Origin of the sequence: Sulfuracidifex tepidarius (genome assembly GCF_008326425.1) — an archaeon.
Classification (GTDB): domain Archaea; phylum Thermoproteota; class Thermoprotei_A; order Sulfolobales; family Sulfolobaceae; genus Sulfuracidifex; species Sulfuracidifex tepidarius.
In genome coordinates this window covers 1,609,213-1,633,076 of record NZ_AP018929.1, presented here as the reverse complement: position 1 = coordinate 1,633,076, position 23,864 = coordinate 1,609,213, and the positions used below count along the sequence as shown (strand labels likewise).

Below are 23,864 nucleotides of genomic sequence, written 5' to 3'. Positions count from 1 at the left end.
ATTCATTTCCTCCACCCTACTACTCTCTCTATTAACCTATTTACATCTACCGACTTACCATGAGCGCTCTGCATCGGAAACACTCCGTCTTCACCATAAGCTAACTGAATCAATTCTCCGTAAAGACTTCTGACGCTTCCATCATATTCCGCCCTGAGGTCAGATAAAGCATTTATAAGCCTTCTCTGCATGTATCCGCTCTGTGAAGTTCTAACCGCAGTATCAACTAGACCTTCTCTACCTCCTGCTGCATGATAGAATACTTCAACTGGGTTCAATCCGGTTCTGAAGGACGAATAGACAAATCCTCTAGCTTCAGGTGATATATCATAAGGTTTGAAGTGAGGTAGAGTTCTGTGCATGTAACCCCTTGTTAGCCTTTCTCCCCTAACAGACTGCTGTCCCAGCATTGCAGCCATTTGAGTGATGTTGAGAACGCTTCCTCTAGCCCCAGTTCTTGCCATTATGTAAGCGTAGTTAAATGGATCTAAGTGCCTGGTAGCAATTTCCCCGGCCGAATTTCTCAGCTTATCCAAAGCATCTAATATGTAGTTTTCAAGACTTTCCTCTAATGTTCTTCCAGGTATTGGTTCCAATTTTCTCTCGTTATATTGTAAAATTAAATTCTCTACCTCCTTCTTAGCCTTATCTGACTGTTCAGCTATTTCCTTAGTCGCATCAGCTGGTAATGTGACGTCATCCAAAGACATTGTAAAACCTTGAATCTCGATAAATCTAAGGAAAGCTTTAAACAAATTATCCATTATCCACAGTCCATAATCTTCTGGGTATTCCCTCAGTAGCCAATGAAGAATGCTTTCAGGCTGTTGATTACCTATGGCTTTCTTATCGAACACCCCTTCCAGCAATTTACCCTCCTTTATAACTACGTATGAGTCGTGAGGACAGTCCTCATCCTTGCAAAGTCTGGGTCCGCTTGAGACATTAGACTGGCCGTGGAAGTTGAAGTCGTCTGGAAGGAATAAACTTACCACTTGCTTACCAGTATACAGAGGCTTAGGAGAGAGAATTGCAGGTTCTCCTATATCTTTATGGAAGTCTACTACCCCTAATATCTTCATTACGTCTTCCTTGGTTAGTAGGGTTGTCTTCACGGTCAGTAGATAAGCCCCGCTTATGTAATCTTGTCCACCTCCCATTATAGGACCTCCATACCTTGGTGTGAGTATATTCCTGTGTACTATCATCAACTCCTTAGTTTCGGCTATGGCTTCTTCTGACTGAGGTACATGTAAATTCATTTCGTCACCATCAAAGTCTGCGTTATATGGAGCACATACCAATATGTTTAGCCTGAACGTCCTCCCAGGTAATATTCTAGCTCTATGTCCCATCATGGAAATCCTGTGTAGTGAAGGTTGTCTATTGAAGATTACTACATCACCATCAATTAGATGTCTCTCTATTACAAAGCCTGGAGAAAGGGCTGACGCAAATTCTTTTCTATCTTTCACATATCTAAGGTCTATCCTTCTCCCGTCGTTTCTTATTACATAGTTAGCTCCAGGCCATGCTTCTGGTCCATTTATGACGTATTGCCTCATCCTTTCAATATTTGCGTTAGTTACCCTCTCTGGAACTGTGAGCATCTTCGCAATATGTTCAGGGACACCTACCTCGTCTATGCTTATGTTTGGATCAGGCGAGATTACAGTTCTAGAAGAGAAGTCTACTCTCTTACCAGAAAGATTTCCCCTGAATCTTCCTTCTTTGCCCTTCAGCCTCTGTGCCATTGTCCTTAAAGGTCTTCCTGACCTATGCTTAGATGGTGGCAAGCCAGGGATTTCATTATCGAAGTATGTTGAGATATGATACTGTAGCAGGTCCCAAAGATCCTCTACTATAAGTTGCGGTGCTCCTGCATCGATACTCTCCTTCAATCTTTCATTTATTCTGACTATATCAACTAATTTATGAGTTAGATCGTCCTCTGCCCTAATTCCGCTCTCAATCATGATTGATGGTCTTATAGTCACAGGGGGTACTGGGAGAACTGTGAGAACCATCCACTCTGGTCTACTCGTCTTTGGGTCATATCCCATTAGCTCTACGTCTGAGTCTGGTATTTTCTCAAGTCGTTCCCTAATGTCTGACGGAGTAAGTCTTTGAAGTCCTTCTGTCCTCTCCTCGTAGAAATTATAAGGTTTATCCAGCTTGATTTTTATTTGCTTAGCTCCACAATGAGGACATTGATTAGCCTTCATTGCTGTCTTCTTTATATGTTCGTTGAGCCTCTTCGCAGCTGAAGGCCATCTGTTCTTTATAGCATTGTAAATACGTTCATACTTAAGAATATCGTCCTGAGGTAATTTGAGCCTACCACATCTTCCGCATGTGGCCTTTAGGAATTCATAAACGTGTTTTACAAAGCCTATATGTATCACAGGACGTACTAGCTCTATATGACCGAAGTGACCTGGACAATTTCCTAAAGTATTCCCGCAAGTAGGACACTTCTGCCCAGGTTCTATAACTCCTAATCTTGGGTCCATGACACTTCCTTCTATTGGGGTTCCGTCTTCGTCATAGACATCAGATGTAATTATTGCTGTAACTGACATCTTCCTTATCTCGTCTGGAGAGATTATTCCGAACTTTATTTTTCTTATTACTTTTTCATGTTCACTCATTCGTATCACCTAAGGAAATCTTGTCGCCCAGAACAAGTCTAGGTGATATCACCATACTCATCAGCTCTTGTACTAAGAGCTTAAAAGCGTATGATATAGTTACAGGGTATAGATTTGTTTTGTCTCCGTGTACGGGGCATACATAACGGTTTTTAGATCTGTCGTACCAACCTACATAGCCACACTGATCACAAATGTAAACTGTAGATCTATCGGAATTATCTAGGAGCCTATCTTTTATTAACAGCGCTGTTCCGTAACCTATTAGACAATCTCTTTCCATTTCACCAAATCTTAGACCGCCTTCCCTTGCTCTACCTTCAGTAGGCTGTCTGGTCAAAATCTGAACTGGACCTCTGGCTCTAGCGTGTAACTTATCCGCTACCATATGATGTAGTTTCTGGTAATAGACTACTCCAAAGAATACATTCGATTTCACCTTCTGCCCAGTCCTTCCATCATAAACTACTTCCATTCCATTGGGAAGGAAGCCGCTCTTGAATATATCTTCCTGGAGTTTATCAACAGGGGTCTTATAAAATGGAGTTGCGTCTACTTTATTTCCAGTTAATGCAGCGTACTTCCCTGCTACGGCTTCCATAAGTTGACCTAATGTCATTCTGGAAGGTAGTGCATGAGGATTCAATATAACGTCTGGAACAACCCCCTTTGTAGTATAGGGCATATCATACTGCGGTATCAACATTCCTACTACTCCTTTTTGTCCATGTCTTGTGGCGAACTTATCACCTATCTCTGGAATTCTAAGGTCTCTAACCCTAACCTTCACCAGCTTATTACCGTCTGAAGTCTCCGTGACAAGTACAAGGTCTACTATTCCTACCTCTCCGTGTCTCGTTACTATTGAAGTATCACGCTTAGATTGATCTGGAGATAGATCCTTAAACTCCTGTAGAAATCTGGGTGGACTTACCTTGCCTATTAGAACATCTCCTCCCTTAACTTCAACTTCAGGTTGAATTATACCATTGTCCTCTAAAGACCTGTAGAATTCTGTTCCCTTATAGCCCTTTACTCCTGCCTCAGGTAATTCTATTGTGTCCTCTTGACCTCCTGGATATTTCACTTCCTCTGTAGAGTAAAGTCTAAAGAAGGTCGATCTATACATTCCTCTCTCTACGGAAGTTTTGTTCATTATTATTGCGTCCTCTAAGTTATATCCAGTATAGGACATTATCGCCATTACAGCGTTATTGCCTGCAGGCCTTTCATTATAACCTATCACATCTAAAATTCTCGTGCTCACTAAAGGCCTTTGGGGATAATGTAAAAGATGGGCCCTACTATCTGTTCTCAACTGATAATTGGCTGCATATAGACCTAAGGCTTGCTTTGCCATTGCAGATTGATATGTGTTCCTTGGAGACTGGTTATGTTCAGGGTATGGCACTATGGACGCAGTTATTCCAAGAATTGATGGAGCCCATATTTCTAGGTGTGTATGCTCTACTGTTAAGTTTTCAGGTTCAATTGCTATATATGCGTTTTCTTCTTCCTGAGCATCAAGATATTCTATTTTTCCTTCCTTTACTAAATCATCGAAAGTCTTTTCTCCAGCTTTTAATTTCTCCACATCATTTTTATCAACCAAAGGTTTGCCGTCCTTAACTATGATTAGAGGTCTTCTAACTCTGCCCGAGTCACAGTTTATCTGAACCTCATTTATAAATTCTGTAGAAATGAATGAAACGTTCACTTCATCGCTTAATTCATTAGATCTTCTTCTTTCACGTACTTTCTGCGCAAGCTCGTTCCCATCAGGATAATAACCTACTAACCTTCCGTTAAGGTAAATTTTTGCCCAGTTTAAATAAGTTTCTTGATCTTCTCCTTCCTCTATTATTTTCCTTATCACATCACTGATCTGAACTACTCCTAATTCGTAGAGCACCTTTTCTACTATAGACTCATTTATTCCTACTGAGATCTGCGCCATTAATGCAAGGTTCTTCACTAGACCGCTATTAGGACCTTCTGGAGTTTCAAATGGACACATTCTTCCCCATTGAGTACCGTGAAGATCTCTAGCTTCAAAGTTAGGCTGTCCTCTAGCTAAAGACGATATAACCCTTCTAAGATGGCTTAGCATGGAAAGCCAGTTAGTTCTATCCAATAGCTGACTTACTCCAGTCCTACCCCCAACCCAGTTTCCTGTGGCGAGAGCGTGCCTGATTCTTTCAGTAATTATATCAGGTCTAACAAGAGCATTTAGAGCTAGCCTTCTGCCTCTTACCTTGGACTTCTCTAATTGATATTTCAGATCTTTCACGAAAGCCTTGAATGCAACTCTAAATAGACTAGCGAACAAGTCCCCTGCTAGCTTTAGCCTCTTGTTGGAATAGTGATCTTTATCGTCTGGTCCCCTTTTCCCAAGTAAAAGCTCAATTACCTTAGATACGCTTGATGCTAGATAGTAGGCTTTCTTTAGCCTGTCTTCAGGAGACGTGCCAATATGAGGTAAGAAGTATTTATCTATAATTTGTTCAGCTTTCTGAATTCTACTCTCTCTCTTTTGACCTATTGCTACACGATTGCCTATGAAATCAAGAGCGTCCTCCGTGTTATTTATTGAACTTGCTTGTTCCAAGGAAGGTAGAAGCTCATTCTGCACTTCGTTATCTAGGGAGACAGCGTAAACAATGTCACGGTCAGTATTTATTCCTAAAGCCCTCATTAGGATAGCAAATGGTATCCTTCCAGGCGCGGCTGAGAATGATATCTGAACAGTTCCATCTCTCATTCTTTCTATAGTTACGGGAACTCTATAACTTGAAGTGCTGGAAATTATCTTCGCAGTATGTGTAACATTAGAGCTAGATTTTCCGTTATCTACTAAGGCTCTGTTCGATGCCAGATCTTCCTGTGTTACTATTACCCTTTCAGATCCGTTAACAATGAAGTAACCTCCAGGGTCTTTTGGATCTTCACCTATCTCAATTAGTTTTTCTGGAGATAGTTGCGAAGTAGGATCTGCTATAGACTTAAGCATGACCGGGAGATCTCCTATATAAACTTCGGACGGTTCGCCTTCTATATTATTTTCTGCAGGTATCATTGTTAAATACAAAGGAGCTGCATAAGTAAGATTTCTTAGCCTAGCCTCCATTGGAGTTATATCTCTATCCCCTCTATCCGCTTCTCTCAGCCTCGGTTTTCCTATTCGTATCTTACCTAGTTTGACTTTCAGGCCAGGAATCTCGGTTTCTATCTCACCTTGCTCGTCTATAATCTCTTGTAATTTGTTTCTAATGAAATCGTTAAACGAATCCAGATGTTGTCTAACCAAACCGTTAGCCTTAAAGTAAGCCTCTACTATGACCCATTTTTCGTCTATAGTTAAGTTAGTTTGTGACGTTGTACTCACCCACTTATAACATATCTTAATGCTATCGAAGTTCCAGTAAGCTTACTGTTTCTGGTAATTTTAATAATATCTCCTGGTTTTCCTCCTATCGATTTAACTACCGGGTCTGAAGCTCTTATCCATGGCAGGTCTTCTGGCTTTATGCCTAGGTTTTTCATTATAGTGAAAGCTTCCTCTATTGATAATACCTCATGTTTGGGTACAAGATAATGTATACGTGGATCTATTTTTTTACTAGAAGATGCTCTCATGAGTTCACCAAGAAATGTATCTTAAAGAAAGAGAACCAGCATTTAAGAGTTTATCACAGCAAGTTCATTATCTTTCTAGCTTCCTCTATAAGAGATTTGGCGTTCTTTATTTCCTCATCAAAAGAAATAGCTCTCCTTGCTATACCTTGAGATTGAGCTTTGCTAGCTACAGCAGCAGCTACTTTCGGATACACTTCCCATTCTGTCATTTTAGGAATGATGTAGTTTTCAGATGCACCCTTACTCCTGACGTGAGAGGCCAATTCTCTTGCAGCTTCTATTACCATTTCATCTGTTATTGTCTTAGCTCTTACATCTAACGCGCCTCTAAATACTGCAGGGAATATAAGTGAGTTATTCAGTTGATTTTCGAAGTCGCTTCTTCCGGTGCCTACAATCTTAGCTCCGGCTTTTTTAGCCTCTTCAGGCCATATCTCAGGGACTGGGTTAGCTAGAGCGAAGACTATAGGATCTTTCGACATTAACCTAATTTGATCTGGCTTTATAGTCCCTGGTCCAGGTTTAGAAGCTGCTATTAACACATCTGTTCCTTTGAATGCGTCTTCCAGTTGAGTAATGTTGTCTTTATTTGTCTTCTGCAAGAGATCATACTTCCACGCGTTTTCTACTTTCATTTCTTCTTCGTCCTTCCTACCCTTATAAAGAGGACCAAGAGAATCAGTCATTATCATGTTGCCATAAGGTATACCATAGGAATTTAGTAATCTTGCGGTTGCAATATTGGCTGCTCCTGACCCATAGAGCAGAATCTTCGTATTCTTAGGATCCCTACCAGTTAGTTCTAGCGCTATTATAAGCCCTGCCAGAGTAGCCCCTGCAGTTCCCTGTTGATCGTCATGCCAAACAGGTATATTTAATTCCTCTCTTAATTTATCTAATATATAGAAGCATTTAGGTGACTCTATATCCTCTAAGTTTATTCCTCCAAAGGAAGTCTCTAAAATCTTGATAGTCTCGATTATTTTCTCTGGATCTTTGGTATTTATAGTCAAAGGTACTGCGTCTACTCCACCTAAATACTTGAAAAGCAATGATTTTCCTTCCATTACTGGCATTGCAGCCTCTGGTCCAATGTCACCTAAGCCTAAAACTCTCGTGCCGTCAGTCACTATTGCGATAGAATTCCACCTATAAGTCAACTCAAACGACTTCGATGTGTCTTTATGTATTTCCCTCGAAACTGCTGCGACACCGGGAGTATAAAGAATTGCAAAGTCCTGTAAGGACTTAACTGGTACTTTTGGAGTTACTTGAATTTTCCCTTTATACTTAGCTGAGACATCTAAGGCTTCCTTATCGAAATCAACCATATAGAATCAAATGTATAAGCCTAGTGCAGATTATAAATAATTCCCATTACATAATAAACTCAATATCTAGTTTGTCTAGCTTGAATGTATTGGTGATTCTCAATGGAAGAAGCTCAAGCTAAGAGACTAAGACAGCCGATAGTGGTAGTACTAGGTCATGTCGATCATGGGAAAACGACTCTACTTGACAAAATAAGAGGAACAGCCGTGGTAAGGAAAGAGCCTGGAGAGATGACGCAGGAAGTAGGTGCTAGTTTCGTACCTAGCTCTGTCATAGAAAAACTATCTGAGAAACTTAAGAAAATGTTACAAGTAAAACTGGAAATACCGGGGCTTTTGTTCATAGATACTCCTGGGCATGAGTATTTTTCCAACCTTAGAAAAAGAGGGGGAAGCATAGCTGACATAGCAATCCTGGTCGTTGATATAAATGAAGGCTTTCAGCAACAAACCTTTGAATCAATAGATATTTTAAAAGGAAGAAAGGTTCCCTTTTTGGTAGCTGCAAACAAAATAGATAGAATACCAGGATGGAAGCCATTTGAAAATGAACCTTTCTTGGAGACGATAGGGAAACAAAAGAAGGATGTTCAAAATAGGCTCGATAATCAAGTATATGATATTGTAACACAGATAGCCCAAGCCGGACTTAACGCAGATAGGTTTGATAGAATAAAGGACTTCACAAAGAACGTTGCAATAATACCCGTCTCTGCAAAGACTGGAGAGGGAATTCCTGATCTCTTGGCTCTTCTTGCCGGGTTAACCCAACGTTTCATGAAGGAGAGATTAACTTTTGCCGAAGGTCCAGCTAAGGGAGTGATTTTGGAAGTAAAAGAAGATTTAGGATTAGGTCATACAATAGACGTTATATTATATGATGGTATACTTAGAAAGAACGATCAGATAGTCCTTGGAGGGGTTAATGGAATTATAACTACAAAGATAAGAGGAATTTTCGTTCCCAAACCACTACAAGATATGAAATTAAGCAAGTACGACTTCACCTCTATCGACGAAGTCTATGCAGCAGCTGGTGTTAAGATATCCGCTCCTGGGCTAGAAGACGCTCTAGCGGGGTCTCCTATCTACGCAGTCAACAGTGAAAGTAACTTAAAAGAGATAGAAAACAAAATAGAAGAAGAATTAAAACAAGTGAGGTTTTATAACAGTGTAGAGGGAATAGTAGTCAAAGCTGATAGTCTAGGAACTCTTGAAGCTATAGTAACTGCACTGAACAAGGAAAATATACCGGTTAGAGTTGCTGATATAGGAAACATTTCTAAGAGAGACCTAATGGAAGCCTCTATCGTTGCACAACAGAAGAAAGAATATGGAATAATAGCTGCGTTCAGAGTTAAGACACAGACGGGATTGGATGTAGGTAATATCAAAATAATCTATGATGATATAATATATCAATTAATAGAAGATATAAAGAAATATATTGATGATATAAAGAATAGTGAAAAGAGAAAAACATTAGAGACACTAATTCTGCCTGGAAAGTTTAAAATTCTTCCAGGATACGTCTTTAGAAGAAGCGATCCCGTAATTGTAGGAGTCGAGATACAAGGAGGAATTGTGAAGTCTAAATCCCCATTAATCAAACAAGATGGAAAAAGGGTAGGTGAAGTATTACAAATTCAAGATAATAAGAAAAGCGTCGAAAAAGCATCAGTAGGGATGGAAGTAGCTGTATCCATAAAAGGAAACTTAATGATAGGAAGGCAAATAGACGAGGGAGACGTTTTATATACGGATGTTCCAAAGGATGATCTTGAAGTACTTACCGAAAAGTATAAAGATATAATCACTGACGACATGAAGAAGGTAATCAAAGAGATAATAGAAATTAAGAGAAAAGAAGATCCTTTATACGGTATTAACGTAAACTTGTAGAAATGATGAGGAAAAAAGGAATAAAGGTTCGAGCCATAGACCATAAAAATTTAACATTAAGATTTAATCAATAAATATTAATAAAACATCTTAAGCTATAAGTAATGATATTCGTTTTAAGTTATCTTACTGAAGGAGTTCTTTCTCCGTAAAGAAAATAGACATTTCCCTAAGTGCCTTCTCGGGGGAATCTGAGGCATGGATAGCGTTCTCAGATTTAGAGAGAGCCATATCACCCCTTATTGTCCCAGGCGGAGATTCTTTAGGATCAGTGTTACCTATCATTTTTCTGATTAGCTGAACCACGCCGTCTCCCTCTATGACCATAGTCACAACAGGTCCAGAAGTTATATAGCTGACTAACTCTTGGAAGAAAGGTTTTCCTTGATGTTCCGCATATAGTTTCTCTGCAGTTTCCCTGTCCATCTTAAGCATCTTCATTCCTATTATCTTTAGACCTCTGAGTTCAAACCTCGAAATTATCTGACCTATCAAATTTCTCTTCACTGCGTCAGGCTTTATCATAACGAAGGTTCTTTCCATTTCCATCACAGCGCTTATCTATTTCCCATATAGCTGGAAGTCCACTTTAGCTTCTTGGGATCTTTCTTATACTTTAGCATATACTTTCTACATTTACTAGAACAAAACCAAAGTAGAGTACCATCAGTTTTCACATATAGCATACCAGTTCCTTTGGGTATAGTTTTACCACAAAAGCTACATTCCATCCTTATCCAACTAAAAATTATGAGGCAAGTATTTAAGTCGAATGTTCCCTATTTCATAAGGATCAAACATGAGCGAAAAACAACAGTCTGGCTCAATAATAGAAGAATTTGGCTTTCCGGCAGAAGTAATCCAGATTTTAGCTAAGACTGGAGTAACCGGGGAAGTTACTCAAGTAAGGGTCAGGGTCTTAGAGGGAAGAGATAAAGGAAGAATACTAACAAGAAACGTGCTAGGTCCTGTTAGACTAGGAGACATACTTATTTTAAGGGAAACAGAAAGAGAGGCCAGAAAGTTAACTACAAAGAGGTAAAACATGCCTCTATTTTTAGTTCAAAAACCTTTCACATTACATATTCTCACTAAGTTAAGAGATTATTCTACAGATCAAATTAATTTTAGAAAAAATATGGTGAGATTAGGAAGAATACTTGGATACGAAATATGCAATACATTGGACTTTAAACTAACAGAAGTAACCACACCACTTAAAGTTAAAGCTTATGGAATAGAAATTTATGATATTGAGAACATTGTAATAATCAATATACTGAGAGCTGCTAACCCTCTAGTAGAGGGTCTTCTTAAGGCATTTCCAGCAGCGAGACAGGGAGTAATAGCAGCTAGCAGGAAAGAAACGGAAGGGAATACGGTACCAAAAGAAATGGACGTGGAAATCTTTTATAAGAAAATACCAAAAATTCGTAAAGACATTGACAATGTAATAATAGCTGATCCTATGATAGCTACAGCAAGTACTATGATTAAAATTCTCCAAATAATTGAAAGTCATAACCCGAAGAGAGTATATATCGCATCTGTTATAGGATCTGTATATGGGATCAGAAGAATCTTGGAGATTTACCCTTCTGTTAATATTTTCACTGTCAGTATAGACCCAGAATTGAATAATTTAGGTTATATACTTCCCGGTCTAGGAGATGCTGGAGATAGAGCTTTTGGGTGATTAAAATGCCTAAGATAGGTTTAGAAGTACATGTCCATCTAACTTCTTTAAATACAAAGCTATTTTGCAGTTGCCCGTCTGATTACGGCGGCAAGGATCCCAATACGGTTGTCTGTCCCGTATGCCTAGGTCTGCCTGGGTCCATACCCGTACCCAATGAAAAGGCGTTAGAGAAAGCTATAATGGTAGCCAATGCTCTAAATTGCGAAATAGCAGATAGATTGATATTTACAAGGAAACACTATTTTTATCCAGATATGGCTAAAAATTATCAAATTTCACAGTATGACGGAATAGGGAGTTTAGCAATTTCTAGAAATGGAAAAATAAATCTAAATGAAAAGAAAAATATAAGAATTAGGAGAATAAATATTGAGGAAGATCCTGCAAAGACTATCTATCCTACAGGATCTATGTTATCAAGCGGATATACTTTATTGGATTACAACAGATCTGGGATGGCACTTTTAGAGATAGTGACGGAACCAGATATGGAGACCTCTGAGGAGGCTAGGCAATTTATGGAGAAACTAAGAAACATATTGGAACATCTGGAAGTTTGTAATTGTGACATAGAAGGGAGTATGAGGGCTGATGCTAATGTCTCAATTGAAGGAGGAGAAAGGGTAGAAGTTAAGAACATAGGATCTATAAGAGACATAAAAGACGCCATAGATTACGAGATAGCCAGACAAAGAGCTGCATTATCTCAGGGTTTTAAGATAGCCAGAGAAACTAGACATTGGGATAGCGAAAGAAGGGTAACGGTTCCAACTAGATCAAAGGAAAGCGACGAGGATTATAGATACTTCCCTGACCCTGATCTTCCACCTTTCGAAATAAACAGTGAATTAATAACTAAAATAAAAAGTAACATGCCAGAACTTCCAGACGCTAGAATTTCAAGATTTATGAAAGAATATGGAATAAACAGTTATGAAGCATCAATACTTGTTTCGGACAAACAACTGGCCGACTTCTTTGAAAAATGTTGCAAGCTCTATCCAGGGTATAAGAAACTAGCCGACCTCCTTATAAATGATTTTCTCAGAAGGTTAAATGAAAGAAATATCAGAGTAGTTCAGAGCAAAGCTACACCTCAAAATATAGTAAAACTACTACAGCTAATGGATAAAGGAGTTATTACGATAAAGATATTAAAGGAAATTCTTCCTGATGTAGTAATAACAGGAAGAGATCCAGAAGAAATTATAAATGAGAAAGGAATGATCGCAATATCTGATGAGAGTTACCTGGAGAATGTGATAAATAGCGTTATAGAGGAAGAGAAGGATGCAGCATCTAAGGCAAAAGAAGATCCAAGAATAATCAATTACTTGGTCGGAAAGGTAATGAAGAAGACCAACAAAAGAGCAGATCCACAACTTACCAACAAACTACTGAAAGAGAAACTGCTAAAGTAGTTCACAGCGTGGGTCTATCTTCATAGATCAGCACTTAAAATCTAGTACATCCAAATTATTTGTTGCCTTGCTGTGATATATATGTTTTCTCAGAACAAGGAAGATAACTTGAGGAGAAGGCTAATTTCTATAGAATTATTACAAGAACTAAAAACAATATATACATATAAGGAATTAAGCGAGATATTTAATGTACAAGAAAGTTTACTTTGCAGATACGTAAATGGCAATAGAATACCGAGTGAGAAACAAGCAGCTGAGATTATAACAAAGATAAAAGAAAAATTAACTATGTCACAAATACTCAGAAATCAAATAAAAGTATTTGATGATGGGTTCATTGATGTTTCAAATTTATTGTTCTTTCCTACTTTACTAAAACTACACCTTAGCCTAACGTTAGGAGTTAAAATTAATGATAATATAAACAAAATAGTCGGCATTGCGTCAAACGGGTTACCCTTTGCAACAATTGTAGCGTCTATTTACGATATTCCGTTAATAATAGCAAAGAAACATAAAGATTCTACATTTCTAAGATACTTGGAGGAAAATGTAAAAGAAAGTAACAGTGTCGTAAGCTCGATTTATCTAAGGGAAGACCTCATAAAGAAGAATGATAAAGTAGTCTTAGTAGATGACGTTTTAAGGTCAGGGAAGACTCTAACTGCCTTGTATAACTTAGCATCACGTGCTGGCGCTAAGATATTAGGAGCAATAATAATCGCTAGTGGACATAAACTTCCTCCCGAATTAGAGAATAAATTTCAGATAATAACATTATTTAGGATTTAGACCTAAAACTCTTCATTTTTGAGCTACCTGCTTTCCTAATGAACTAGTCTAACATATGGGGAACTCAACGTCATGGAGCACCTTATCATAGCACGATGGTACAGATATAAGATAGAGTAAGGTCTTCAGAAGCTAACATTTAATATACGTCAGTGGTGTGCCAATAGGCTCATAGCTGAAGTAAGGACATATAGCATATACTCTCACTCTAAGGTATCTCATAATGCTTACGTCCCTCATGTTTTTAATATATTTATATATTGATTATTTATTTATATATATAGATATTATAGTTAATAGTTAAACATAGGCCTACAATCACAGAAGGACTCTTTCGTCCCCTTAACTCACGTTGAGATAAAAACTTAGGTAAACAGAACTTACAATAAGATATGAATTAAAATGGATGTAATTATGGTGACGCCTCTTTTCTATCCCGTGAGAGGTGGAACTGAAATTCATGTATTGAACTTAAGTAAGGCTTTGAAGGAAATAGGAATTAATGTAGTTGTGCATACAACTAGAAACACCTACACAGAGAAGAGGAGCCTAGAGAGGAGAGAATACGTAGATGGGATTGAAATAATAAGACACGATTACACATGGTATCCTGGTAATGGTGCAGACATAATCCATGTACATAATATGGCTAGACTTTTTTCGTTATGGAACTTTTCTACCTCATTGTTCCTCTTGGGATCTCATCGAGAAGGGAAAATCTTCACTCCACACGATTCATTTCTTAAGCAGAGAAATAAGATTATACAATCGATTCAGAAAAAGATTGTAAAGAATACGTCCTTCACAATAGCTGTAAGCGAATGGGAAAGAGACTCCATGACTAAGATGGGATTTCCCAAAGAGAAGATAAAGGTGGTAAGTAACGGTGTGGAGGAGAAAGCCTTTGAGTTACCTAAACAGAGTCGTCCATTAGATGAGCCTTATCTCCTATTTTTAGCTAGAATTTCAAGAGAGAAAAATCAGTTATTTAGTATAAAATGTATGGAAAAAATAGACGGAATAAAACTTTTGTTAGCTGGTGATATTAGAGAAACAACTTATATGGAAGAAATAAACAATACAATAAAGTCTCTTAAATTAGAAAATAAAGTTAAGTATATTGGAAGAATAGAAGATGATAAAAAATATTCTTATATAGATAACGCTTTAGCGTTAGTATTAACGTCAACCATGGAGGCCGATCCTATAGTAATAAGAGAGGGGTTAGTGAGAGGAGTTCCCGCAATAGTAGGAAACTTTGTCGGAGCTTTCTCTCACCTAATCAAACATGAATACAATGGGTTCGTCGTAGGCAACTGTGAAGAGTTCTACCAAGCAGTACAGAAATTAAAGGATGAAAAGATGAGAGAAAGATTAAGTATAAATTCTAAAACTGGGACGGAAAATTGGAGATGGAGAAATATAGCAACAAATATAAAAACAATTTATGAAGAAAGTCTCAAAAAATAACAAAGAAAGTGTTTGTCAAATTGTTTCCCAGATAGAATTTAACTTATATAATTATTCTATCTCTTGTTATGAGTTTGGCTAGAATAGGAAAAGGTACATTCATGATAGAACTGAGGCAGTTAGGAGACTATAATGTTTATCTAGTAGAGGATAAAGATGGAGATTTCATTCTAATAGATAGCGGTAATGGAAGTGCTATTAATTATATAATTAATAGTATTATGACGTTACTCGGCGATAAAAAGAGGCTAAAGTACTTCATTTTATTAAGCAATGACGAAAGAGAAGCTGGCGGAGCTAACGTGATCTATAATGTTTTCACTCCCATAATAATATCGCACTCTCTAATTGCAAAAATGGTAAGATCTGGAAAGGGAATGAATGGGGAAATACCACCTGCCCCAGTTAACATGGAGATTAGAGATAAGAGTTATGAATTAGAAAATGAATTAACGCTGAAGCTAGCTTATCACTTAGCGTCTCCTCACATTATTGCTGCAACTAAGGATATTGTCTTTTCTGGGACGATAACTGATGTGTCCCCTCTGCCCAGAAAGACCCTATGTACTATTGAGACATGCATAAAAGGGTAATCTCGATTATAAAATCATGATCTTTGAAGAGCAATGCGACTCATGTGGAAGGTATACAGTAATAAAGTATTGCAAGATAAAAAAACTAGATGTATGCTATAATTGTTGTTTAAGTTGTAATTATAGGGATAAATGTGAAATTAGAGTCTGGTTTAAGGAACTAAAAGTTACTAATAAGGGACTTAAAACACGTGAAATTAAGATATGAGGGTTGGATTACCGTATATAATTATATTCAGTACTATGAGTATAGATGGGAGAATAGCCTCAGCTTCTGGTTTCAGTAGGCTCAGCTGTCCATACGACAAAAGAAGACAGATGATGCTAAGATGTGATTCGGATGCAGTGATTGTGGGAGGAAACACAGTAAGACACGATAATCCATTGTTAACAATCAGAGATATAAAATGTAATAAAAATCCTATTAGGGTTATAATATCACATAGTCTTAAATTTGACAATAGTTTAAACATATTTACACAGCCTCCAAAGACAATTATTTATACCGATAAGCGTGAGGCTGAAATTCCTTACAATGCTGAAGTCGTAACTTTAGAGAATACTTCGATCTGCTTGATTATGGAGGACCTTTATAGAAGAGGCATAAGAAAAGTTCTCATAGAAGGTGGAGGAAAGACTATATACAGAGCTATCGAGGAAAACTGCTTCAATGAATTGAGAGTGACTATCTCCCCTAAGCTCTTCGGTAATGGAACTAGCTTGCTTGAAGGAAAAGGATTTCAAAACGACGAAATAAAGGAACTAGTGCTATATGATTCCAAAGTATGTGAATGCAAAAATGAAATTCATTTAATATATAAAAAACATGAATCATGAAAAATAATTCTATTAGCCTTAGCTTATAGAATCTACGAATCCTTTATAAGTTATCTTGTAGAGATCTCCCTGCTCTAATGTAGTAGCCTTTCTCTTGTATTTCACAGACTCACCTAAGCTATTAGAACCATGTACCTTTATCCACTCATCAAGAGGTATCTGGTAATCTCTCAATACCTTATCTCTATAGAGATCGTTCAGAACGTTATATGTACAAAATGGTATTACTCTGCCATCTGGAGATGCGTAGTGGATATCACATCTCATGACTCTCTGAACATCGTAATTGTAGAGATCCATGAAATGCATTGTTCCTAAGAATAGCGTCCTGTAATGCCACTCTCCTAAAGCCTCGTAGTTGTGGTTTATTACGACGTTGTATAGCATCTTGTACACGTCGAAGTCCTTGGGACCTTTTTCCTTGTCAATAAACTTCCTAATGTTAAGCAATGCCTTCATACCTACCCATGCTTTATTGGAGCCCTCCCTTATCTCCTCAGACTTCTCTTTAAGATACTCTAAAAGTCCCTCTAAATCTATGAATTTAGATATTGGAATGAAATGTGGTTCTCCTCCTTTCCACTCTACATAAATATATGTTCCTGCACCGCAGGAAGGATGATTTGCCATTTCAAACTGCTCTTTACCAGTAAGTGCTTCAACTATCCTTGAAAATACAACAGACGTTCCTATAGGATACCAACTGTCCCTGGTTACTTCGCCGTCTGTCTGTTCTTCGATGTCTCTTAGAACCTCTGGTATAGTTATTCTAAACTTAGCTCTCATGTTCCTCTTCATCATTCCAGTTAAACTTACTGGCTGGAAGTTCACTGCTCTTACAATATCTAGGTTTTTAGCTGCAAATTTAACAATATTCCCTAAATCATTATCATTCACTGTCTTAATTACAGTGGGAACTAGGACTACGCTTGTCATTCCTGCTTTCCTAAACACCTCAAATGTGTAAGGAATTTCCCAGTGGTTCTTTGGATTGGTCTTTCTGTTGGTTCCGTCAAAGCTCATGTATATGGTATTAACTCCTGCTTCCCTCAATTGTTTAGCATAAGTTATTGCCTTATCCGGATCGTCCATGTACATTTTCGCAAATGTACCTCCCCATGTATTTAGTTGTACGTGCCTAACACCCTTCTCTCTCAATATCTTTAGAACTTCTAGAATGTCCTCCCTAAGTGTTGGTTCACCACCAGTAACTTGTATAACCAAAGTTATACCTTGCTTCTTTAGCTGATCTATTTGATAGGAAATTTGGTCTAGCGTGGGCTCATATACATACCCAGCCTTTTCAGCATAGAAGAAACAATACCAGCACGACTGATCGCATCTGTTAGTAATCACTAGATTCACTAGAGCTGAGTGCTGGTGATGCATTGGACATAGTCCACAGTTATAAGGACATGGAGCTTTCAGATCCACATAAGGAACTTTAGGCCCTTTTCCTTCATACTCCCAATAATCAAACTTGTAGTACATCCCTACGTCTCCGTAGTAAAGATCCTCGAACTCTCCATGATCTGGACAGATTTTCCTTATGTAGAGCTTATTCTCTTTCTCAAATATGGTAGCCGGAAGAAGCCTATAACATGCAGGGCACAAAGAATGAGTTACTCTTACTAACTTCTCGTTTGATGAAAGTTTTGGTAAAGGCCCACCTATTTTTATTTCTCTATCTCCAAACTTTACAGAGCCCTCATCGAATGATGAAGGAGCTGGCAATAGCCTAAACTTTTCGTTGTTTTCTGCAGTTGTTTGAGCCATAACTATCTACTTTACATTAACTCTGCTAATCGTATATAAGAATATTCACTCTTTGTATTGTAGCTACAGTTAAAACCAACCTCTGAAATTATCCCATCCTGTAATTTTTACTTTGTTACCATTAAAAGTGACGTCATTGCTTTCCGAGAGCTTACCTATCACCAGCGGATCTAGTCCAAAACTACGCATCAAATCTATTGCCCGATCTTTAGCCTCCTCATGGATTACAACTATGGTTTCGAACTCTTCCCCACTATATCTCAATATGTCAATAAGATCTATTTTTGGTGTAATAGCCTTCAAATAATTCAAAATATTCTCTTCAATTCCGAAGCTGCTCATTTCAATTCCCATATTTAAACGTTTACTTATTTTATCAATGGATATCAAAAGCCCATCACTCACATCTGTGGAGTAAACTAGATCTCCGGATAACGATGATAGAACATTCAATATCAGCTTATTTACTAATGGATGTCTTATTTTCGCTAAAGCTTTTAAAAACAGATATTGAGGTAATTCTAGCTTTAATATAAATTTGCTTAAAAAATATAAAGAAGTATAGCCTAATGGATTGGTCAAAACTAAGAGATCCCCCTTTTTAGGCTCAAATGTAGGATAAGCTCTTCTTTTTCCTATTCCCACTACATCTATCCATCCACCAGCTGGAGAGTTGTTCAGATCACCTCCTACATATCTAGCACTATAATAACTAACACAGTCTGAGAGACCTCTGAGGATTTCCTCTAAAACCGTGTCATCCATCTCATGATTAATTCCTATAGAAGACATAACAAAAGATGGAGATGAACCTGCAGATATCAAGTCACTGAAAGTAGCTATCGCTGCCTTCCAACCAATATCGTAGAAGCTCATATCTTCAGATTTGTAAGAAAGGGAAAATCCATCCACCTTAAATGTACTTCCATCGTTAAAGAAAACATCGTCCATATTATCTATATCTAAATATTTTTTCACATTTTCCTCAATATATCTGTGTTCTCCTATATCCTTCAGCTTCATTATTCATCAGCCATCTAAAAGGAGCCGCCGGCGGGGTTCGGACCCGCGACCACTGGCTTACGAGGCCAGCGCTCTACCGGGCTGAGCTACAGCGGCAATTTAATTTATGACATTTGCTCTTAAATTTGTTTCACTTCTTGTTTGACTCTGTTATAATAGTCTATACTTCTGTCAATTAGTTTGCTATATTCCCCTAAGTAATTTTTAGGATCAAGAATATCCTTTAGTTCTTTCTCTGTGAAGAGCCTAGTTACTTCCTCCCTTTTCAGGCAAGCATCAAGAAATGAGGATCCTGATCTCCTCACTTCTCTTGAGATTTCGCCAGCTAAACGATGTGCTTCATGTCTTGCCATTCCCCTTAAAGTTAAGTTTACCATCAAGCTTTCAGCCATTATTTGGCCTCTAGTTAATTGAAGATTTTTCTCCATATTGTTTATATTTAATCTTAGATTAGTTAATAATTCTATTAAACTATTTAATATCTCGTCTACGATTATAAATGTATGTGAAATTAGAATTCTTTCTGAGGAACTATTAGTTAAATCTCTCTCATGCCATAACGGAATATTCTCAATTGAAGCAGAGACAAATGATCTGACTATTCTAGAGAGGCCAGTTATTTTCTCTGCCGTTACGGGGTTCTCTTTTTGAGGCATAGTGCTACTTCCAACTCTTTCTCCTACCCCCTCTCCAATCTCGCTAATTTCAGGTCGCATCAGTTCTCTAACCTCCAGCGAGAAACGCTCTCCTACAGCTGTAAGAATAGCGAGATCAGAAATAATCTCTGCAAAACCGTCTCTAGGAGCTACTTGTGTTGATATAACGTGTGCTGGTATACCAAGGTATTTAGATACATATTGCTCTATCTCAATACCCTTATCTCCCCATCCAGCCATTGTTCCTACTGCACCTGCCATTTTTATCCTTATGATCCTTTCCTTTGATTCATTAATCCTTTCTAATGAGCGAGAAAACTCATAAAGATAATTAGCAAACTTGAAACCTAAAGTAATAGGAAGAGCGTGTTGCCCATGAGTTCTTCCTACCATTATTATATCTCTATATTTATTAGAATATTTTGCTAAAATATCTAGAATTTTCATTAGTTTGGGTATTATTATATTTAGGGCTTGCCTGAAGAGAATAGCGTTTGCAGTGTCTACTATATCGTAACTAGTAGCCCCGAAATGTACAAACCTACCTGCATCTCCGCTTTTCTGGGCTAAGGTAACCACCATTGCCATAACGTCATGGCCTAGCTTCGATTCCAAATCTTCGACCTCACTTGATTTCACCTCAGCAATCTTACCTTCCACTATGTTAACATCTGCTTCTGAAACCAGTCCTACATCCCTTAGTGCTTTAAGCAGAGCAACTTCAACATTGAGCCTTGTTCTCAGCACATTTTCTTTATCAAAAATTTCTCTTATCTCCCTGCTTCCATATCTCCAATCTAAAGGACATACATCCATATTAACAACAAACTAAAGCAACATCTCACTAATTTAACCTTATTATATTTGAGACTTATCTCATAAACATGAAGTCGATCTCTACTATAGGAAGCCATTCCTCCCTTCAGATACTTCACGGAGCTAAAATGGAGGGGTTTAATACTATTGTAATTACAGATAGAAAAAGAGAGGGTTTTTATAAACAGTTTAACTTTATTGACACTGTTTTATCATTCGATAAAATAGACGAGGCTGTAGATCTGATAAACAGAAATGAGGAATCCGTTCTGGTTCCTCATGGAAGTTTAGTTGAATATCTGGGGCAAGAAAGAGTAAATAAAATCACCACAAAAATTTTTGGGAATAGAAATATATTTGAGTGGGAAGGAAATCAGCACAAGAAGATGTTTCTGCTTAAAACATCCGACATCAAAATTCCTGAAACGTTTGAAAGACCAGAAGACGTTGATAGGTTAGTCATAGTGAAGCTTCCTGGTGCTAAAGGGGGGCGCGGCTATTTTCTAGCTAGAGATAAAGTAGAAGCTAGAAAAGGGATAGATGAATTGATTAATAAAAAGGAAATAAATTCTGAGGAAGACGTAATTATCCAAGAATATGTAGTAGGAGTTCCTATGTATTTCCAATTTTTCTATAGCCCACTTCTAGATAGAACCGAGATATTTGGAATCGATATACGATATGAAACGAATGTTGATGGTCTCAGAAGGTTACCTTCTTCATACGGATCTTTAGAGCCTACATTCGTAGTAGTAGGAAACATACCTGCTGTAGCTAGAGAAAGCCTTCTCCCCACTGCGTTAGAATATGCTAATAACTTTGTTAAAAACGTAAGAGAAAGAGTAAGCCCAGGAATGATAGGACCTTTCTGTTTGGAATCGGTAGTTACAGATAAAGGGGAGATCGTAGTCTTTGAGTTCTCTGGAAGAATAGTCGCTGGAACTAATCTGTATACTAACGGAAGCCCATATAGTTGGCTTTACTGGAACGAGCCCATGAGTATGGGTAGAAGAATCGCAAGGGAGTTAAAGAATGCTGTTATAAACAACAAGCTAAACATGGTGTTAACATGAACTATAGAGTAGCTTCAGTAGCTAGTCACTCCGCACTCGACGTTTACGATGGCGTAAAAGACGAAGGATTTGAGACTATAGCTCTGTGCAAAAAAGGAAGAGAAGCAGCATACAAGGAGTTCCATGGCATAATAGATTATTGCTTTATACTAAATGAATATAGAGATATAGCAGAATTAGAATTTCAACGAAAATTAATTGAAATGAACTCTTTAATTGTGCCTAACAGAAGCATGGCGGTGTATCTAGGGTATGACACCATAGAGAAAATGGAGGTGAAATTTTTCGGAAATAAAATGATGTTAAGGTGGGAAGAAAGAGAAGGCAATAAGAACTATTACAGAATCCTTGACGACGGGGGAATAAGGAGACCGAAGACCTTGAAGGAAGACGAAATAGATGGGGCTGTAATGGTAAAGATGCCTGAAGCCAAGAGGAAAGTAGAAAGAGGATTTTTCATAGCAGTAAATAGGGAAGATTTCGATAATAAAATAAATGAACTTACCAAATTAGGAATTATTGATGAAGAGGGTAGAAAACATATGGTAATAGAAGAGTTCGTTCTTGGAGCACATTTCAACTTGAATTACTTTTATAGTAAAATGAAAGACAGACTGGAGCTATTGAGTATAGATCGTAGGATTCAGAGCGACTGGGATGGATTCTATAGGCTTCCAGCTGAGATACAGCTCAAAATGAGAAAAGAACCCAGACTAATAGAAGTGGGCCATATACCAGTGACTATAAGAGAAAGTCTATTGGAGAAAGTTTTTGATATAGGTAAAAAATTTGTAGAATCGACAATAAAGTTAGAAAGGCCAGGGATAATCGGACCATTCACTTTACAAGTAATGGTGACTCCTGATCTGGACCTTGTAGTTTATGACGTTGCACCCAGGATCGGAGGAGGTACTAATGCGTACATGGGAATAGGCAGTCAATATTCAAAGTTCTATTTTGGAAAACCTATAAGTTTAGGTAGAAGAATTGGTATAGAAATCAAAGAAGCGATAATAAAGAATTCTCTACACGAAATAACGACATAGTTCTATCATGATAAATTAGCGACATTAATGAAGACTATATAGAAGAAAATATCATATTTATAATTATAGATAAGGATAGCTTATATTTAAATAACATGAGCTCAATCACATCGAAATGGATTTGAATGCTCGATATAGTAGTAGGAGGTTTTTACGGAGATGAGGGCAAAGGTAAGGTCGTATCTTATCTAGGTTTAAAAGATAAACCCTCATTGTCAATAAGAACAGGGGGAGTAAACGCTGGTCATACCATTATATACCATGATAAAAAATGGAAGCTTAGAATATTACCCTCATCCTTCTTAAGTCAATCTACCAAACTCGCTTTGGGACCTGGAGCAATAACTTCTCTGGACACTTTGTTAAACGAAATAAAAGAAACCGAGACCCAGGGCAGGGTACTTGTAGATAAACATACCGGTATAATTACCGAACAGGAGATAGAACAAGAACGAAAAGATGAATATCTCATGAAAGTAATAGGTAGTACAGGTCAGGGAGTAGGGTATGCAGAGAGTGCTAGGATTCTAAGGAAATTGAAGCTTGCGTCTGAGTATGAGGCCCTGAAAAATTATTTAGTTGATGTACCAGATGTCACAATAAACACCTTAGAAAATGGAGGAAAGGTTTTAGTCGAAGGAACGCAAGGTTTCCTTCTAAGCCTATATCACGGAAATTATCCATTTGTAACAAGCAGAAATACTACATCTTCAGGAGTTTTAAGTGAGGTAGGAGTAGGTCCTAAATATGTGAAAGACGTCATCGTTATATTCAAAAGTTTTGTGACTAGAGTAGGAGGGGGACCTTTAGAAGGAGAAATGTCACAAGAGGAAGCTAGAGAGAAAGGATTGCAGGAGTTTGGAACCGTTACTGGTAGACCCAGAAGAGTATCATCCTTCAATATAAAGCTAGCTAAAGAATCCATAAGAATTAATTCGGCAACTCAAGTAGCAATAACTAAAATAGATGCTCTATTTAAGGAGGCTTATAAAGTAAGAAGTTATGATAAACTTCCTCCTGAGGCTAAGAAATGGATAGAGTTAACTGAGGCCGAGCTGAAAACTCCTATAACGTTAATTGGAACGGGAGAAGACTCTGAGGACATCATAGATCTTAGATTTGAGAAGATAGGTGAGTGA

Annotated in this window: 20 protein-coding genes and 1 tRNA gene; 11 read left to right on the top strand and 10 right to left on the bottom strand. The window is 37.8% G+C overall.

Going from position 1 to position 23,864, the window contains the following annotated elements:
* Positions 1–2: 2 nt before the first annotated feature.
* From rpoA1 to IC007_RS08370, 4 genes are read right to left on the bottom strand one after another with little or no spacing between them, the layout of a single operon-like run.
* Positions 3–2,651 carry a DNA-directed RNA polymerase subunit A' gene (gene rpoA1, locus IC007_RS08385; RefSeq protein WP_149528611.1) on the bottom strand — a complete coding sequence of 883 codons (2,649 nt, stop codon included), beginning with the start codon at positions 2,649–2,651 and terminating at the stop codon, positions 3–5.
* On the bottom strand, positions 2,644–6,036 hold the full coding sequence (locus tag IC007_RS08380) for a DNA-directed RNA polymerase subunit B (protein WP_149528610.1): 3,393 nt from the start codon (positions 6,034–6,036) through the stop codon (positions 2,644–2,646). The genes rpoA1 and IC007_RS08380 overlap by 8 nt, the downstream gene beginning before the upstream one ends.
* A complete protein-coding gene (locus IC007_RS08375) occupies positions 6,033–6,287 on the bottom strand; it encodes a DNA-directed RNA polymerase subunit H (RefSeq protein WP_054844876.1) in 255 nt (84 codons plus the stop codon). Before IC007_RS08375 ends, IC007_RS08380 begins: the two co-directional genes overlap by 4 nt.
* Positions 6,288–6,340: 53 nt before the next feature.
* A complete protein-coding gene (locus IC007_RS08370) occupies positions 6,341–7,618 on the bottom strand; it encodes an NAD(P)-dependent malic enzyme (protein ID WP_054844877.1) in 1,278 nt (425 codons plus the stop codon).
* A gap of 102 nt (positions 7,619–7,720) precedes the next feature.
* Here IC007_RS08370 and infB point away from each other — a divergent pair, with 102 nt between their 5' ends.
* Complete coding sequence (gene infB / locus IC007_RS08365) at positions 7,721–9,520, top strand: translation initiation factor IF-2 (RefSeq protein ID WP_149528609.1); 1,800 nt, start codon at positions 7,721–7,723, stop codon at positions 9,518–9,520.
* A gap of 126 nt (positions 9,521–9,646) precedes the next feature.
* Here infB and ndk read toward each other — a convergent pair whose 3' ends face one another.
* Together ndk and IC007_RS08355 are read right to left on the bottom strand one after the other, a co-directional pair.
* The gene (ndk, locus tag IC007_RS08360) at positions 9,647–10,069 is read right to left on the bottom strand and encodes a nucleoside-diphosphate kinase (RefSeq protein WP_054845187.1); all 423 of its coding nucleotides are present in this window, start codon (positions 10,067–10,069) and stop codon (positions 9,647–9,649) included.
* An 8-nt stretch (positions 10,070–10,077) separates the two neighbouring features.
* Positions 10,078–10,251 carry a 50S ribosomal protein L24e gene (locus IC007_RS08355; protein WP_084739550.1) on the bottom strand — a complete coding sequence of 58 codons (174 nt, stop codon included), beginning with the start codon at positions 10,249–10,251 and terminating at the stop codon, positions 10,078–10,080.
* A 68-nt stretch (positions 10,252–10,319) separates the two neighbouring features.
* Between IC007_RS08355 and IC007_RS08350 the strand changes: the two genes are divergently transcribed.
* From IC007_RS08350 to IC007_RS08320, 7 genes are all read left to right on the top strand, one after another.
* Positions 10,320–10,562, top strand: a complete 243-nt coding sequence (locus IC007_RS08350; RefSeq protein ID WP_054844879.1) for a 30S ribosomal protein S28e — start codon at positions 10,320–10,322, stop codon at positions 10,560–10,562.
* Between the two features lie 3 nt (positions 10,563–10,565).
* Entirely contained in the window at positions 10,566–11,216 is a 651-nt protein-coding gene (upp, locus tag IC007_RS08345) for a uracil phosphoribosyltransferase (RefSeq protein WP_054844880.1), read from the top strand.
* A 5-nt stretch (positions 11,217–11,221) separates the two neighbouring features.
* Entirely contained in the window at positions 11,222–12,640 is a 1,419-nt protein-coding gene (gene gatB, locus IC007_RS08340) for an Asp-tRNA(Asn)/Glu-tRNA(Gln) amidotransferase subunit GatB (RefSeq protein ID WP_149528608.1), read from the top strand.
* A gap of 81 nt (positions 12,641–12,721) precedes the next feature.
* The gene (locus IC007_RS08335; protein ID WP_054845188.1) at positions 12,722–13,435 is read left to right on the top strand and encodes a phosphoribosyltransferase family protein; all 714 of its coding nucleotides are present in this window, start codon (positions 12,722–12,724) and stop codon (positions 13,433–13,435) included.
* Positions 13,436–13,837: 402 nt separating this feature from the next.
* Positions 13,838–14,905: a glycosylation protein Agl16 gene (gene agl16 / locus IC007_RS08330; protein WP_084739552.1), complete on the top strand. Its 1,068-nt coding sequence runs from the start codon at positions 13,838–13,840 to the stop codon at positions 14,903–14,905.
* Positions 14,906–14,979: 74 nt separating this feature from the next.
* The gene (locus tag IC007_RS08325) at positions 14,980–15,498 is read left to right on the top strand and encodes a hypothetical protein (protein WP_054844882.1); all 519 of its coding nucleotides are present in this window, start codon (positions 14,980–14,982) and stop codon (positions 15,496–15,498) included.
* Positions 15,499–15,702: 204 nt separating this feature from the next.
* Positions 15,703–16,335, top strand: a complete 633-nt coding sequence (locus IC007_RS08320; RefSeq protein ID WP_054844883.1) for a dihydrofolate reductase family protein — start codon at positions 15,703–15,705, stop codon at positions 16,333–16,335.
* An 18-nt stretch (positions 16,336–16,353) separates the two neighbouring features.
* On the opposite strand, the gene tes is transcribed toward IC007_RS08320, so the two are convergent.
* From tes to purB, 4 genes are all read right to left on the bottom strand, one after another.
* Positions 16,354–18,111: a tetraether lipid synthase Tes gene (tes, locus tag IC007_RS08315; RefSeq protein ID WP_054844884.1), complete on the bottom strand. Its 1,758-nt coding sequence runs from the start codon at positions 18,109–18,111 to the stop codon at positions 16,354–16,356.
* A gap of 69 nt (positions 18,112–18,180) precedes the next feature.
* Complete coding sequence (locus IC007_RS08310; protein WP_054844885.1) at positions 18,181–19,134, bottom strand: thiamine-phosphate kinase; 954 nt, start codon at positions 19,132–19,134, stop codon at positions 18,181–18,183.
* Positions 19,135–19,156: 22 nt separating this feature from the next.
* Positions 19,157–19,230 (bottom strand) — tRNA-Thr (locus IC007_RS08305).
* 23 nt (positions 19,231–19,253) lie between these two features.
* On the bottom strand, positions 19,254–20,606 hold the full coding sequence (purB, locus tag IC007_RS08300; RefSeq protein WP_149528607.1) for an adenylosuccinate lyase: 1,353 nt from the start codon (positions 20,604–20,606) through the stop codon (positions 19,254–19,256).
* Between the two features lie 68 nt (positions 20,607–20,674).
* Here purB and IC007_RS08295 point away from each other — a divergent pair, with 68 nt between their 5' ends.
* From IC007_RS08295 to IC007_RS08285, 3 genes are all read left to right on the top strand, one after another.
* Positions 20,675–21,679: a formate--phosphoribosylaminoimidazolecarboxamide ligase gene (locus IC007_RS08295; protein ID WP_149528606.1), complete on the top strand. Its 1,005-nt coding sequence runs from the start codon at positions 20,675–20,677 to the stop codon at positions 21,677–21,679.
* Positions 21,676–22,725, top strand: coding sequence for a formate--phosphoribosylaminoimidazolecarboxamide ligase family protein (locus IC007_RS08290; protein WP_149528605.1), 1,050 nt, complete (start codon positions 21,676–21,678; stop codon positions 22,723–22,725). Before IC007_RS08295 ends, IC007_RS08290 begins: the two co-directional genes overlap by 4 nt.
* A gap of 125 nt (positions 22,726–22,850) precedes the next feature.
* Positions 22,851–23,864: an adenylosuccinate synthetase gene (locus tag IC007_RS08285; protein WP_054844886.1), complete on the top strand. Its 1,014-nt coding sequence runs from the start codon at positions 22,851–22,853 to the stop codon at positions 23,862–23,864.

Bases quoted from the DNA above. Each gene is read 5' to 3' on its own strand.
- rpoA1 (WP_149528611.1), bottom strand. From the start codon at position 2,651: ATGAGTGAACATGAAAAAGTAATAAGAAAAATAAAGTTCGGAATAATC.
- IC007_RS08375 (WP_054844876.1), bottom strand. From the start codon at position 6,287: ATGAGAGCATCTTCTAGTAAAAAAATAGATCCACGTATACATTATCTT.
- IC007_RS08370 (WP_054844877.1), bottom strand. From the start codon at position 7,618: ATGGTTGATTTCGATAAGGAAGCCTTAGATGTCTCAGCTAAGTATAAA.
- infB (WP_149528609.1), top strand. From the start codon at position 7,721: ATGGAAGAAGCTCAAGCTAAGAGACTAAGACAGCCGATAGTGGTAGTA.
- ndk (WP_054845187.1), bottom strand. From the start codon at position 10,069: ATGGAAATGGAAAGAACCTTCGTTATGATAAAGCCTGACGCAGTGAAG.
- IC007_RS08355 (WP_084739550.1), bottom strand. From the start codon at position 10,251: ATGGAATGTAGCTTTTGTGGTAAAACTATACCCAAAGGAACTGGTATG.
- IC007_RS08350 (WP_054844879.1), top strand. From the start codon at position 10,320: ATGAGCGAAAAACAACAGTCTGGCTCAATAATAGAAGAATTTGGCTTT.
- upp (WP_054844880.1), top strand. From the start codon at position 10,566: ATGCCTCTATTTTTAGTTCAAAAACCTTTCACATTACATATTCTCACT.
- gatB (WP_149528608.1), top strand. From the start codon at position 11,222: ATGCCTAAGATAGGTTTAGAAGTACATGTCCATCTAACTTCTTTAAAT.
- IC007_RS08335 (WP_054845188.1), top strand. From the start codon at position 12,722: ATGTTTTCTCAGAACAAGGAAGATAACTTGAGGAGAAGGCTAATTTCT.
- agl16 (WP_084739552.1), top strand. From the start codon at position 13,838: ATGGATGTAATTATGGTGACGCCTCTTTTCTATCCCGTGAGAGGTGGA.
- IC007_RS08320 (WP_054844883.1), top strand. From the start codon at position 15,703: ATGAGGGTTGGATTACCGTATATAATTATATTCAGTACTATGAGTATA.
- tes (WP_054844884.1), bottom strand. From the start codon at position 18,111: ATGGCTCAAACAACTGCAGAAAACAACGAAAAGTTTAGGCTATTGCCA.
- IC007_RS08310 (WP_054844885.1), bottom strand. From the start codon at position 19,134: ATGAAGCTGAAGGATATAGGAGAACACAGATATATTGAGGAAAATGTG.
- purB (WP_149528607.1), bottom strand. From the start codon at position 20,606: ATGGATGTATGTCCTTTAGATTGGAGATATGGAAGCAGGGAGATAAGA.
- IC007_RS08295 (WP_149528606.1), top strand. From the start codon at position 20,675: ATGAAGTCGATCTCTACTATAGGAAGCCATTCCTCCCTTCAGATACTT.
- IC007_RS08290 (WP_149528605.1), top strand. From the start codon at position 21,676: ATGAACTATAGAGTAGCTTCAGTAGCTAGTCACTCCGCACTCGACGTT.
- IC007_RS08285 (WP_054844886.1), top strand. From the start codon at position 22,851: ATGCTCGATATAGTAGTAGGAGGTTTTTACGGAGATGAGGGCAAAGGT.